The sequence below is a fragment of the Paenibacillus sp. W2I17 genome (genome assembly GCF_030815985.1).
In the GTDB taxonomy this organism is placed as follows: domain Bacteria; phylum Bacillota; class Bacilli; order Paenibacillales; family Paenibacillaceae; genus Paenibacillus.
In genome coordinates, this window is the sequence record NZ_JAUSXM010000001.1 from 6,841,528 (window position 1) to 6,852,995 (window position 11,468).

The window sequence follows — 11,468 nt, forward strand, 5'->3', positions numbered from 1 at the left end:
GGTTATGCTAGGGAAATATATTGGCCAGATGGTGGAGCTTGTCTACATGGATCGTGCAGGGCAGATTACGCAGCGACAGATTCGAATTAACAGTGTACGTGGCGGGATGATTAGAGCATCAGCGGGAAAAGAAGGCTCACCCCGAACATTTCTGGAGCAAGGTATTCTGGCATGGCGTCCTGTTACCGATCTGAATGGGGAGGTAAAGTATGCTGAACGACTTTGAACGAAAGATTTTGCGTATTATGGTGAACTATGCTGGACAACGGCGCAGGCTGCCGCGTATGGATGAACTGGAGAACAAGACGGGACGAAGCAGAGCTTACATTCATGAGTCATTGCTGGTGCTTGAACGCACCGGGCACATCGCGTGGGAGAACCGGTCTACTCTTGAAGGGATACAGATTTTGCAGGCATGGGAACAAGTACAACAGCCGGTTCGCAGAAGCCAGCCTTCTGGGGACTCCGTAAAATATTTTACGGACTATTAAGGTGTGCTTTCAAACTTAAGCAAGCTATACGATGATGGATGTCAGCATCTAAACAGTCTGGAAGTCCAAGTTGGCTGATGCTGGCGAATGAGTAGATGATTTTCTAAGGAACACAGGACGTCTTATTTGGCCTTCCGCTCCTCTTTTTAAATTGTAAGCAACATCAGACACCTTATTTCCCGAAATCCCCTGACAAAAACGCTATAAAGGCCAAAAATTCTGATATAGCGTGTCTCAGATTCCTTAGATTTCTAAGGGGGCTTCAAATCCTAGAATAAGACGCCTCAGATTCGTTACCGCTCGTGGGTCTGAGTTCGGCTTTCAGTAGGTTTGAAGACACCCTCTAGTGAACATAAGAAAACGCCAACCCGGATATCCGGATCGGCGCTTACTGTGTCACACATACAACGTGTGCATCTATTTTAGAAATGGGGAAGTTGGTCCAGGTTGTTGGTTGGGTCACCGTCGGCATCGCCGCGAATGTACATTTCGCCATCCTTGCCTTTAAATACATTCACACCGGCAATAGCGCCAGCTTTTACTTCTGCAAGTGCCTGCTGATAATCCAGTACACGTCCTGCTGAAGTTTGAAAAGCTGTCAGGTCACCGTCACCATTTTTCTGTACTGCTGTGAAACTCTCGCGTGTTGTTTGATCCATGATGTCACACTCTCCTTATATGACGAGATAGGAATCTGTCTACCTGATTAGCCTATCCGAATTCATCGGAAGTATGCATCATATGCTGATAAGACCTGCCAACGCCGAGATTTTACAAGCTCTTTTTCATACGAACATGCAGAATATCTGCATCATAAAAAGGTTCTTCCGAAATCACTTCATAACCCAGTTTTTCATAGAATTTCTGTGCCTGACATTGAGCATCCAGTACAGAATAGGATAAGCCGAGTTCACGTGCCCGTTCCTCCATCGCGAGCAGAAGCACACGTCCATAGCCAAATGAACGATGAGACTCAAGCACCGCGATCCGCTGCATTTTGGCCGTATCCTTGCTGTAATAGATCAGACGTCCTGTGGCTACAGCTTGGCCATCCGTACTTAACAATACATGATGCACATCTGGACTGATGACATCATATTGATCAATCTCAATCTCGGCAGGCACCTGTTGCTCGATCACAAACACGTGATGGCGAATCCCCAGGGCTTGCTCCAGTTGTTCTTCTGTAGATACATAACTAATCTCAGCTGCCAATTCCATTCCTTCTTTCTGCTCTTGCGCGACATATCAGACTGAATTATACAAAAAAATGTTTTTCCTGTATAGTGAAGTCTGGAACATATTGGGAGAGGAGGGGGTAGTGATGGGCATGACAGGCATCATGGTAATTACATTGCTAATGTCGGCGGGAATGATTACTCTGTTGTATTACGTTACGAAGAAAGCATACTCACGCAAGTGGGATGAAGATGAGTAATTCACCTGTTAACCTTCACGGCAAGACTTCACTGCTTCCTCGCGGAGAATATACATCTTGAATTACAGATTTGGAGTATACGTCCAGCCAGACGGGCAGAGACTCACCATTTTCATTGGGCTGTTGTAATTGTTGGAATTGTACCGTATGTTCATCCTTCTCCAAGCCGCAACCAGTAACGGTTGTAATGAGAATCATAAGCCCAACGCAGGGGAAGAAGCATTTGGTAAATGTATATTTATTGGATTTTGACCGTTTTGTTATGTTTCTCATAGGGAATTCACCTCGTTGTAGAAATGGTAATCTTTCGTTTATTGTGCACCATTTCGGGTGAATTATAACCAAATAAATCATTGACAATGAACACGGTTACTTGATATGATACTGTTACTTGATTGGGAAACATTTATATATCATGATCTGTTAGCTCAGCTGGGAGAGCACTATCTTGACAGGGTAGGGGTCAGTGGTTCGAGCCCACTACAGATCATACATGAGAAGCCTTACAATGTAAGGTTTCTTTTCTTTTTTTTACATACAAACATGAATGCAATTTGCGATAGTTTCATTTTCGCTCCTCTTTTTAAACAAAACTTAAATAAAACATAAATTCAGCGTAAGCTTCGTCTTCTATACTTGGTTCTGAGGTCAACATAGAACAGGAGAAGGAGAGAACTTATGAATTATTCAAACCCATTTACATCAAAGTTAGCCAGAGTAGGGATCGCGGGTACACTGGCTTTAATACTGGCAACAAGCCCACTTGCCAACATGGGGGTTGTTGCCGCGGAAGCAGACCCAGCGCCTGTATCTACGAAGATACATAACACACAGAAAGACTCTCTAGAGCAGACCCCGATTCAATACCAGATCCAGGCTCGGCTGAATGAGAAGGACATGACAATCCAGGGGAGCGAGAAGGTAACGTATCACAAACACAAGCAAGGATACCCTCCAGCAGCTGGTCCTTCATACATATGCTGATGCAAACCTCTCCAAGTCTACACAGGCGAGCATGTACCAACAGCATAATGAAAAGATTAGTGAAGATCACCCGGAGAAGACAGCGGAGGACTTTCTGGGTGGCATCGATATTCAGGCTGTAACCGCAGATAGCCAATCGCTGGACTTCCATAAGGAAAACCAAGCGTTGACCGTGCAGTTGAAGAAGCCCGTACAACCAGGTGAATCGGTATCATTCCAACTGGAGTTTCAGTTGGATATACCCTATGGCTCACAGCGAGTTTCCTACTACAAAGACATGATCAATGGTGCACACTGGTTCCCGGTGATGTCTGTATACGACGAGGTTAAGCATCAATGGAACAAGGCACCGTATAGTCGAACATTTGAGAGCGATTATTACACCTCATCGGACTTTGAAGTTCAATTAAATGTTCCTGATGAGTATCAGGTAGCCATGCCGGGCACGATCACCACTCAAAACAGTACAGAACATGGACGTAAGATTGTGTCTGCTGTAGCCGAGAATACGAGGGAGTTTGTTTTCTTTGCAAGTCCTAATCTTCAAGTGGAACGCGCTACCCGTAACGGTCTGACGGTGGAATACTACTATTATAACGATGATCCATCCAAGAAAAAGATAGTTGACCGGTACATTAATCAGGCATTCAAGGTCATTGATTTCTATAGTGAGAAATATGGCAAGTATCCTTATCCAGAGTTCCGAATTGTCGAGACGTATGTACAAGGCGTTGCCGTGGAGTATGCGAGGCTCATTCAGATGGGACAGATTCAAAATGGTGCTATTCCAGAAGAAGACACAACATTTGTTCATGAAATAGCGCATCAGTGGTTCCATGCATTGATCGGTAATAACTCGGAGACAGAATCCTTTCTGGATGAAGGCTTTGCTGATTTCTCCATGGTGTATTTTGCCGAGAAACAGAGAGACAAGCTAAATGGGTTCAGATCCATACAGTTTGATACTGCACCCGTAGATATGGCGATTGCGTCAACAAACGATGAAGCTGGGGATTTGGCAGGTTTGGTGTATTATCAGAAGGGAAGACAAGCGATCTATCAGCTTTACCGTTCCGTCGGTGAAGAGAAATTTGACGAGTTGATGAGGACATATTTCAAACGCTACGTGTACCAAAATGCAACGGTAGAGGGGCTGCTTCACACCATTGAAGATGTGCTTGGTAAAGAAGTACGTTCAGAAATGCAAATGGCCCTATATCAGCCTAATTTTGTCTTAAAGCCGGAATACCAATTATCACAGGAAGAGACCGCCGCCTATGTACATGACATGTTACAACTACAGTATCAGGCTGTCATGAGCATGATCCCTAATCTGCCTTATGAAGTGATGAATCGATTGATGGACAAAGTCCTTCAAGGCGAGGAATTAACCATTGTGCTCAGCGATCAGGTGAGTAAACTTGCAGCTAAACAGCAGGAAGATATGGTTAATCAGTTGACCGGATTCCTTGATATGACCGGTATGAGATACGACATTATACGGGATCGCAAGGAACTGAAGCAAAAGATGAAAAAAGAGATCGGCAACAGCAACCTTATTGTCATTGGCAATGCCAAGTCAAACGGATTGGTGCAGGCTTTGAAATTCAACATTATCGACCGGACGAAACAGACGGGTTTTCCTTGGAAAAATACCATGAATCAACCTCTCGCCGCGGGTGCATATGTTATCAAACATCCTTATAACCAGAATCGATTGATGCTTCATTATTTCTGGAATGAGGATCATCTGAGTGATGTTGCATTTGAAGCTTTTAAGCTGAAAATACAGGAGTCTATCGGATTCACTAACGACTTTTATCAGTACTATGTATTGGATAACCAAGGCAAGGAGAAATCCAATAAAAAAGTTGTGAATCCCATATCTTCACTTTTTGCGGAGTAATAAGTAATTGGTTTTAGAAAAGTGAAGAAAGCATCCCTTGTAACACCACGAAATAATTGTTTAAGAGAACATCTATATTGCAGTTTCTTCCTCTAATCAGGTTAGCCAATTGTTATTGGTTAGCCTGTTTAGTCATTTTAACAAAAGCAAACCGATGGTTGCACAACTCACTCCCCTCCAAAGGAAAGATATAACCTTCAAAAAGTCTAAAAGGGGATAAAATTTTATGTTGTTTTGCAAACCAGTCTTGGAATATTAGGCCTTAAAATGGGCATGATGCTTTAACAGAAAGGTAACTTCATGAATATACTTATCGTGAGAAAACAATAGGAGGGATTAATATGAAGGATCAACATTATCCGGGCATGCCATGGAAAGAGACAGTCACTGATCACAACGGTAAGGAAAGCAAAGGAATTAACAAAATGAAAGCGTATTCATATAATACAGGCATTCGCTCTATCATTCGTGTTATTCAGAGGCCGGCTGCGAATATGGGTAATGTTGTTGATCTCTCAAATCTACTAAAGGGCGCATCGGAATTAGTATACTTCTCTCCATTGGACATTGTCACCCTGAACGTTAAGGAGGTTGTGTAACATGTCAATGGTTGAAAAAACTATCCAGGCAGAACAGACTGCTAATGTCACAGCCAACAGTTTCACTTCACCTTATGATTATTGCGATGCAGAAGCCAGACGGATGTACACGCCTCAATTTGATAAAAAAATGGACAATCCTATGTATACCGCTGCAATGGCGGGTCTGCAATCGATCTATTGGTTTCGGGCGATCAAGGTAAAGGGGCTTATCCCTGATGCAAAAGCAGATTATTATGCTACGTATTCTACCAACCATAATCACATCGGAGGAATTGGACTAGCCTATTCGAACAGCCCGACAGGACCATGGACCAAACACGGACAGGTGTATCTCGATACTGTGGTTGGGAATTCGACGGAAACTCCATTTGTGATCTGGAACGATGAAGAACAATTGTTCTTTATGTATTATCAACAAAACGGACTGGGGATCAATCAATCAACGGCACTTGCGACCTCTGTAGACATGATCAACTGGACAAGAGTGGGGTTGATTTTGGACAAACCTCCCGGGTTCCCAGGTGATGGTCATACCGGTTACTTCTCGTGTTTCAGAAATGGCGGCAAATGGATTGGTTTCTCTGTGATGGGCGGTGGTGACTTTGGTCGTAAATGTATCTGGCATTCACATGACGGACGTAGCTGGTTAGCTGATCCAAGACCATTAATAGGTGGGAATGATGCCACTTTAAGTGCAGGAGAAAACATTTCGAGATCCAATGCTGGTGTATTTATGTACAAAGGGAGCATGTGGTGGCTGGGCATGTTATCGGCTTATGCTTCCGGTGGGGTTACGACTGTAGCTCGACCTGCCATTGCCAAGATCAGCGCAGACTTTCGTCAACTGCTGGACAAACCTACAGATATATATTTTCCGGCATTGAATTGGGAAACGACGAATATGCAGTCCTTGATGGTGTCCGTTATGGACGGTATAGTGTACGTGTATTACAATACCGATCATAATATCGGTGTAGCCTATTCGGTGGGGGTGTAGAGATGGTTATACGTGATGCAGCGGGTCAGATTGTGCCCTTTGGAAAGGTTCACAAACAGCTTGTGGCCGATTTTCTTTACGGAACGTTACCGGATTGGATGGAGGTAGTGGGCACCCCTACGTTTGAGCCTTTGCCCGACAGAGGAACCATAACAGTTACAACACCGACAACGGCAGGAGCCACGGCAGAGTTGAAAATGAAACATCTGATTGATAGCTCGAAAGTAACAGCAATTGCAATAACTTTGGAAGCGCTACAATTAAACGGGAACATTGGAATTTCAGTTCAGGTTGGCATTAAATCGAAGGATAGCAAGGCCGGAATCACCTTTTTTCAAAACGTAAATCAGAAGTATGGTATGGTCCGTGCCTATAAAGCAGATGGAACCTACACGGATTTTAATCAAAACATGGTGTTCTTCACCACACATGGCGTAGCAGGAGATGAAGCACAGAACCGTAAGAATCTCACTGTGTTGCTCTGTACCGGATTACAGTTCTCAGCTGGACTCGAGAGACCGTCCGTATGGCTTGGTGCGGATGATCAGTATGGCGGTGTTGCGGCTGACCTTAGTGGTGGGTTGTTCCAACATGGAGAACTGCAATGTCTTTTGAAACTGACTACAAGCAAGGCTGAGGCCAAGTATTTCAAATGTGCACAGATGAAAGTGGATATTTGGAGCAACTGAACTAAAATGGAGTAGATAGAGGAGGTATCTGATGAGAGAATCGATACATTATTCAATAGAACCACCTGAGAGCTTCGACCAATTATTAACGCTATATGAATCTTTGGGATGGAATTCGCTGAATTTATCTCAACATGAATTGGAACGTATGTGCAAACAAAGTTGGTATGCAATGTATGCTTATGATCAGCAGCGCTTAGTGGGCATGGGGCGTGTAATATCAGATGGAGTGATAACAGGTATAATATGCGGGGTAGGCGTTCTGCCTGACTATCAATCTCAAGGAATAGGTACAGAATTAATGAAACGAATCGTTGAGCATTGCGAGAAAAATAAGGTGATTCCACAACTGATGTGCACGGAAGGATTGGAAACCTACTACGCAAAACTGGGATTTGAGAAGTTTACGATTGGAATGACGAAGAGGATAAATCGATAATCTGCATGGAGCGGTAAAAAAGGTATGCTTAGAATAACCTGGTACCCGTACACTTGAACACTTTGAAAAAGAAGTGTTCAAGTGTACGGGTACCTTTTTTGTATACTGGATTGATAAGTGAAGGAAAGCTTATGAGAAAGATGGGATTACTCCTGTAAGAAGCCGAGGAGATGAGTACCCATGCAGCTGACAACACCGAAAATCTCTTATGAAAACAAAGTTAGAGTAGGTTCATGATTGTACCGCCTGCTGCACCAGCAACGACAACGATCCACGGTGGTACTTTCCAAAAAACGAGCATTAGAAACAAGATACATACCAGTGCAAAATCAACAGGAGTTAGGATCGCAGTTGTCCAAAGCGGATCGTACAACGCTGCTAACAAAATACCTACAACGGCTGCATTAATTCCGATTAATGCTCCTTGAATTTTCGAGCTTTTACATAAAGAACTCCAGAAGGGCAATGCTCCTACGATCAGAAGGAATGCGGGCAAAAAGATAGCAATCGTTGCAACCAAAGCACCCGGAACCCCACGCATCATCGCTCCTAAATAACCGGCAAAGGTGAACAAGGGTCCTGGTACAGCTTGTGCTGCTCCATATCCCGCCAAAAAGTCGGACTTGTTAATCAGACCTGTAGGGACGAATTCACGTTCCAGTAACGGAAGTACAACATGCCCTCCACCAAATACAAGTGATCCTGAACGGTAGAAGCTATCAAAGAATAACAGCCATCCCGAACGATCAAAGGGTGTGAGTACCGGGAGAAGAATCAGGATTCCAAAGAACGTAGCCAAACAGAATATTGCCAAGTTACGACTCACCGGGATCGACAAGTCTGCTGTCTTAATGCCTGTCATTTTTCTGAAATGGATCATGCCTACTATGCCTGCAATAACAATAAAAAGGATTGGAGTGAACGCAGTCTGCCACACAAGAGTCGCCGCTGCAGTAAAGATAGCGATGGTTGCCCTGTAACGGTCAGGAGTTAGTTTTTGCCCCATGCCCAATATCGCTTGAGCGACAATAGCTACAGCAACAATCTTAAGGCCGTGAATCCAGCCAGTACTGCTGATATCAAATCCTTGAAGAAAGAAAGCGAACAAAACTAACACAATGACAGAAGGAAGTGTGAAACCAAGCCAAGCTATCAGTCCCCCCACCAAACCGCCGCGGATGATGCCAATTCCAATCCCGACTTGACTGCTGGCAGGCCCGGGCAAAAATTGACATAGCGCAACTAAATCTGCATAGCTTCGTTCATCCATCCATTTTCTACGGCGAACATATTCTTCATGAAAGTAACCGAGATGAGCGATCGGTCCTCCAAATGAAGTCAGGCCGAGTTTGGTAGATACAGCCAACACCTCAGAAAGTGCTCTGACTTTATGTTTGGGCTTGTCCCGGGTTAGAAATGAATTATTCTCCAAACGTGTTATTCCTCCTTAACGGTTCGACTTAGGTTATTCGATGGATGAAAGTTAAGGAAGGATACATTTCCTCTACCGATAACTACAGTATAATCCTCCTCATCGCTATTCATTTAAACGCAGCATTAAATTATATTATTTTTTTATATTAACTATTTACATACACAATTTAATTGTGTACAATGTAATTGTTAGCGACACAAGAGAGATCAAAATTTAGTCAAAATAAATCTAATTAACTAAAGGAGTTTTCACAAATGAAAACATTATATGAAACAACAGTAATCAATACAGGCGGACGTCAAGGCATCGTACAATCCCCGGATAACGTGTTTATGTTGGATGTAGCTGCACCGCCTGAACTCGGAGGACAAGTGACGACAGCTACCAATCCGGAGCAGTTGTTTGCAGCAGGGTATAGTGCTTGTTTTAACTCCGCACTGGAGTTTCAATTGAAGAAACACAAAGTTGAAATTGAAAGAAGTACCGTAGCTGCAACCGTAATGTTGGTGACAGACTCTGAGGATAACGGCGTGAAGCTTCAAGTAGATTTGGAAGTTAAAATCCTTGGTCTGGATGAGGAGACGGCTAATAAATTTGTGAAACTTGCCCATGACTACTGCCCATATTCCAAAGGAATCAAAGGGAACGTGAATGTTAACGTGGAACTGGCGTAATCATTTATACTATTTGTTGTTGATAAGAAGCCTCCGAGAAATCGGAGGCTTTTTGGTGTTTTATGCAGAAAAATCAATTTCATACTCAATTATGGGTTATAATGGTAGTGAGTTTACACACAACTGCTGAAAGGGGAATGTACTTATGATGGATTTTAGCAAACCACCCCATGGCTCTGAGACCGATACTCACCGTCAGCGTCATCAAGAGAATGAACAGAAATATCTCTCCGGAGGCAAGAGCATTTGGTATGAAATCAGCAACTGGCTCATTCTTGGAGGTATCCTCCTTGTCATATTTTTATTATTTAAATACGTTTTTTAAATAGACACACAACCGGGCGAATCCCCATATGATGCATTACATCAGTAAGCACTTGGGGAAATGGGGAATCCGGGATGGCAAAAGCAAAGGGCAAGAAAGCTCCCGCATTAAAGAGTGATAAAATACGTGTATCCATGAAGTTGGTCACTTCGGATGTATGTGAGAGATGTAAGACACCATGTACGCGAGGAATGGATTATGCTGCACGTATGAGAATTGAAGGGGCTTTAGGCAAGGGCGTTCCCTGTATATTGACCCGCCATACTTCTTCATAACTCTTCGTATAATCCCGTATATATAATAATTATAGATCAGGGGCATCCTTTAATGAGGATCGCCTCTTTTTGTGCATTCCAAGGGGTGGAAAAAATTCTGGATAAAAAATGAAAAATGATGAAAAACAGCGCAACTTTGTGGATGAATCTGCAGTATAAATGTACAACAGCTAGCAGCAGGGGAGGGAATATTGACGGGATGAAATGGAAACGAATATTGCTTTGTGTCACGGTATTCTCCTTGCTCGGCGGGTCTTTATTGTTTGCAGATTCGGTGAACGAGAAGATTCGTGTTCTCATTAACGGCAAGGAAGCAGCTGATGGAGGTTATCTCATTGATGGAACGACCTATGTACCTGTAAGAGAAGCCGGAGGCGTCGTCAAATGGGACAGCAGTAACAAGAGAGTAACGGTGATCAAACCGAATGTACATATTTTTCTCTTCAAGGGAGACACTGTATTTGGCAACGTTAACGTAGGTAAGCTGAAATTCAATGTATTTTCACAAGTGGATAGTCTGACAGCAGATGTAGCTGCGGTGAAAGTAACGATTACCAATCCAAGCGGTCAGGTGAAGGATATCCAGTCCCAGGAGCTTACGACCCAGAAGGATAACTTCTGGTTCCGCACATATGATTTTACGTACGATTTCAGTCGTGCCGGTAAGTATCAGGTTGGCTTTCATATTAAAGAAAATGCAAACAGCAGCTACGTCCTGGTAGCGGAGAAAATCATTACAGCGCTGAACGATTGAAGCGAAAATTACCCTGTGAGTTAAATTGACCTGGGTCATTGAACATGTTACGATATGCAAGGTTACACAATTTCTATTTATAAAGCGAGGTATTTCAATGAGCGATCACACACATGAACACGGCGATGGCTGCGGATGCGGGCAAGACCACGACCACGACCACGAGCATGAAGAAGTCCTTCTCACATTAACAGACGAGAACGGCCAAGACGTGGAGATGGTTTTGGTGGAGACGTTTGACGTGGAGAAGCATGTTTATGCGCTCCTGCTGGAACGTAACAATCCTGAAGCTGACGGCATCATCCTGCGTATGGAAGAAGAAGACGAGGAAATGGTGCTCTACAATATTGAAGACGAAGAAGAGTGGAACCGCGTTGAAGCGGCTTACAACGAACTCGTTGCATCACAAGAATAGTCATTCTTTTGGAACATAACATGAAGGCTCCTTGATCTCAGGGG

16 protein-coding genes and 1 tRNA gene are annotated in these 11,468 nt (G+C 43.5%); 13 read left to right on the forward strand and 4 right to left on the reverse strand.

The features are described 5' to 3' along the window. The first annotated feature begins 4 nt into the window (after positions 1 to 4). Together QF041_RS30440 and QF041_RS30445 are read left to right on the forward strand one after the other, a co-directional pair. Positions 5 to 226, forward strand: coding sequence for a hypothetical protein (locus QF041_RS30440; RefSeq protein ID WP_017687387.1), 222 nt, complete (start codon positions 5 to 7; stop codon positions 224 to 226). Then, a complete protein-coding gene (locus tag QF041_RS30445) occupies positions 210 to 491 on the forward strand; it encodes a hypothetical protein (protein ID WP_307416778.1) in 282 nt (93 codons plus the stop codon). The genes QF041_RS30440 and QF041_RS30445 overlap by 17 nt, the downstream gene beginning before the upstream one ends. A gap of 422 nt (positions 492 to 913) precedes the next feature. Here QF041_RS30445 and QF041_RS30450 read toward each other — a convergent pair whose 3' ends face one another. From QF041_RS30450 to QF041_RS30460, 3 genes are all read right to left on the reverse strand, one after another. Next, the gene (locus QF041_RS30450; protein WP_017687389.1) at positions 914 to 1,150 is read right to left on the reverse strand and encodes a DUF3892 domain-containing protein; all 237 of its coding nucleotides are present in this window, start codon (positions 1,148 to 1,150) and stop codon (positions 914 to 916) included. Positions 1,151 to 1,262: 112 nt separating this feature from the next. Next, the gene (locus QF041_RS30455; protein WP_237175710.1) at positions 1,263 to 1,706 is read right to left on the reverse strand and encodes a GNAT family N-acetyltransferase; all 444 of its coding nucleotides are present in this window, start codon (positions 1,704 to 1,706) and stop codon (positions 1,263 to 1,265) included. 238 nt (positions 1,707 to 1,944) lie between these two features. Beyond that, complete coding sequence (locus QF041_RS30460) at positions 1,945 to 2,202, reverse strand: hypothetical protein (protein WP_307416779.1); 258 nt, start codon at positions 2,200 to 2,202, stop codon at positions 1,945 to 1,947. Between the two features lie 144 nt (positions 2,203 to 2,346). Between QF041_RS30460 and QF041_RS30465 the strand changes: the two genes are divergently transcribed. The 7 genes from QF041_RS30465 to QF041_RS30495 all read left to right on the forward strand — a co-directional run bounded on the left by QF041_RS30465 (position 2,347) and on the right by QF041_RS30495 (position 7,546). Next, positions 2,347 to 2,419: transfer RNA gene (locus QF041_RS30465), tRNA-Val, on the forward strand. Positions 2,420 to 2,607: 188 nt separating this feature from the next. Continuing rightward, on the forward strand, positions 2,608 to 2,913 hold the full coding sequence (locus tag QF041_RS30470; protein WP_307416780.1) for a hypothetical protein: 306 nt from the start codon (positions 2,608 to 2,610) through the stop codon (positions 2,911 to 2,913). 31 nt (positions 2,914 to 2,944) lie between these two features. Further along, complete coding sequence (locus QF041_RS30475; protein WP_307416781.1) at positions 2,945 to 4,819, forward strand: M1 family metallopeptidase; 1,875 nt, start codon at positions 2,945 to 2,947, stop codon at positions 4,817 to 4,819. A 341-nt stretch (positions 4,820 to 5,160) separates the two neighbouring features. Next, positions 5,161 to 5,418: a hypothetical protein gene (locus QF041_RS30480; protein ID WP_253501849.1), complete on the forward strand. Its 258-nt coding sequence runs from the start codon at positions 5,161 to 5,163 to the stop codon at positions 5,416 to 5,418. A 1-nt stretch (position 5,419) separates the two neighbouring features. Further along, positions 5,420 to 6,418 carry a glycoside hydrolase family protein gene (locus QF041_RS30485; protein ID WP_307416782.1) on the forward strand — a complete coding sequence of 333 codons (999 nt, stop codon included), beginning with the start codon at positions 5,420 to 5,422 and terminating at the stop codon, positions 6,416 to 6,418. Between the two features lie 2 nt (positions 6,419 to 6,420). Further along, entirely contained in the window at positions 6,421 to 7,107 is a 687-nt protein-coding gene (locus tag QF041_RS30490) for a hypothetical protein (RefSeq protein WP_307416783.1), read from the forward strand. A 31-nt stretch (positions 7,108 to 7,138) separates the two neighbouring features. Then, positions 7,139 to 7,546, forward strand: a complete 408-nt coding sequence (locus tag QF041_RS30495) for a GNAT family N-acetyltransferase (protein WP_192134129.1) — start codon at positions 7,139 to 7,141, stop codon at positions 7,544 to 7,546. Between the two features lie 220 nt (positions 7,547 to 7,766). On the opposite strand, the gene QF041_RS30500 is transcribed toward QF041_RS30495, so the two are convergent. Further along, entirely contained in the window at positions 7,767 to 8,978 is a 1,212-nt protein-coding gene (locus QF041_RS30500; protein ID WP_307416784.1) for a chromate transporter, read from the reverse strand. A 257-nt stretch (positions 8,979 to 9,235) separates the two neighbouring features. Here QF041_RS30500 and QF041_RS30505 point away from each other — a divergent pair, with 257 nt between their 5' ends. The 4 genes from QF041_RS30505 to QF041_RS30520 all read left to right on the forward strand — a co-directional run bounded on the left by QF041_RS30505 (position 9,236) and on the right by QF041_RS30520 (position 11,424). After that, positions 9,236 to 9,655, forward strand: coding sequence for an organic hydroperoxide resistance protein (locus tag QF041_RS30505; RefSeq protein WP_307416785.1), 420 nt, complete (start codon positions 9,236 to 9,238; stop codon positions 9,653 to 9,655). A 145-nt stretch (positions 9,656 to 9,800) separates the two neighbouring features. Then, positions 9,801 to 9,980, forward strand: coding sequence for a hypothetical protein (locus QF041_RS30510; RefSeq protein WP_017687398.1), 180 nt, complete (start codon positions 9,801 to 9,803; stop codon positions 9,978 to 9,980). Positions 9,981 to 10,454: 474 nt separating this feature from the next. Next, a complete protein-coding gene (locus QF041_RS30515; RefSeq protein WP_036614723.1) occupies positions 10,455 to 11,009 on the forward strand; it encodes a stalk domain-containing protein in 555 nt (184 codons plus the stop codon). Between the two features lie 97 nt (positions 11,010 to 11,106). Further along, on the forward strand, positions 11,107 to 11,424 hold the full coding sequence (locus QF041_RS30520; RefSeq protein WP_036614722.1) for a DUF1292 domain-containing protein: 318 nt from the start codon (positions 11,107 to 11,109) through the stop codon (positions 11,422 to 11,424). Positions 11,425 to 11,468: the final 44 nt, after the last annotated feature.

Bases quoted from the DNA above. Each gene is read 5' to 3' on its own strand.
- QF041_RS30440 (WP_017687387.1), top strand. From the start codon at position 5: ATGCTAGGGAAATATATTGGCCAGATGGTGGAGCTTGTCTACATGGAT.
- QF041_RS30445 (WP_307416778.1), top strand. From the start codon at position 210: ATGCTGAACGACTTTGAACGAAAGATTTTGCGTATTATGGTGAACTAT.
- QF041_RS30450 (WP_017687389.1), bottom strand. From the start codon at position 1,150: ATGGATCAAACAACACGCGAGAGTTTCACAGCAGTACAGAAAAATGGT.
- QF041_RS30460 (WP_307416779.1), bottom strand. From the start codon at position 2,202: ATGAGAAACATAACAAAACGGTCAAAATCCAATAAATATACATTTACC.
- QF041_RS30470 (WP_307416780.1), top strand. From the start codon at position 2,608: ATGAATTATTCAAACCCATTTACATCAAAGTTAGCCAGAGTAGGGATC.
- QF041_RS30475 (WP_307416781.1), top strand. From the start codon at position 2,945: ATGTACCAACAGCATAATGAAAAGATTAGTGAAGATCACCCGGAGAAG.
- QF041_RS30480 (WP_253501849.1), top strand. From the start codon at position 5,161: ATGAAGGATCAACATTATCCGGGCATGCCATGGAAAGAGACAGTCACT.
- QF041_RS30485 (WP_307416782.1), top strand. From the start codon at position 5,420: ATGTCAATGGTTGAAAAAACTATCCAGGCAGAACAGACTGCTAATGTC.
- QF041_RS30490 (WP_307416783.1), top strand. From the start codon at position 6,421: ATGGTTATACGTGATGCAGCGGGTCAGATTGTGCCCTTTGGAAAGGTT.
- QF041_RS30495 (WP_192134129.1), top strand. From the start codon at position 7,139: ATGAGAGAATCGATACATTATTCAATAGAACCACCTGAGAGCTTCGAC.
- QF041_RS30505 (WP_307416785.1), top strand. From the start codon at position 9,236: ATGAAAACATTATATGAAACAACAGTAATCAATACAGGCGGACGTCAA.
- QF041_RS30510 (WP_017687398.1), top strand. From the start codon at position 9,801: ATGATGGATTTTAGCAAACCACCCCATGGCTCTGAGACCGATACTCAC.
- QF041_RS30515 (WP_036614723.1), top strand. From the start codon at position 10,455: ATGAAATGGAAACGAATATTGCTTTGTGTCACGGTATTCTCCTTGCTC.
- QF041_RS30520 (WP_036614722.1), top strand. From the start codon at position 11,107: ATGAGCGATCACACACATGAACACGGCGATGGCTGCGGATGCGGGCAA.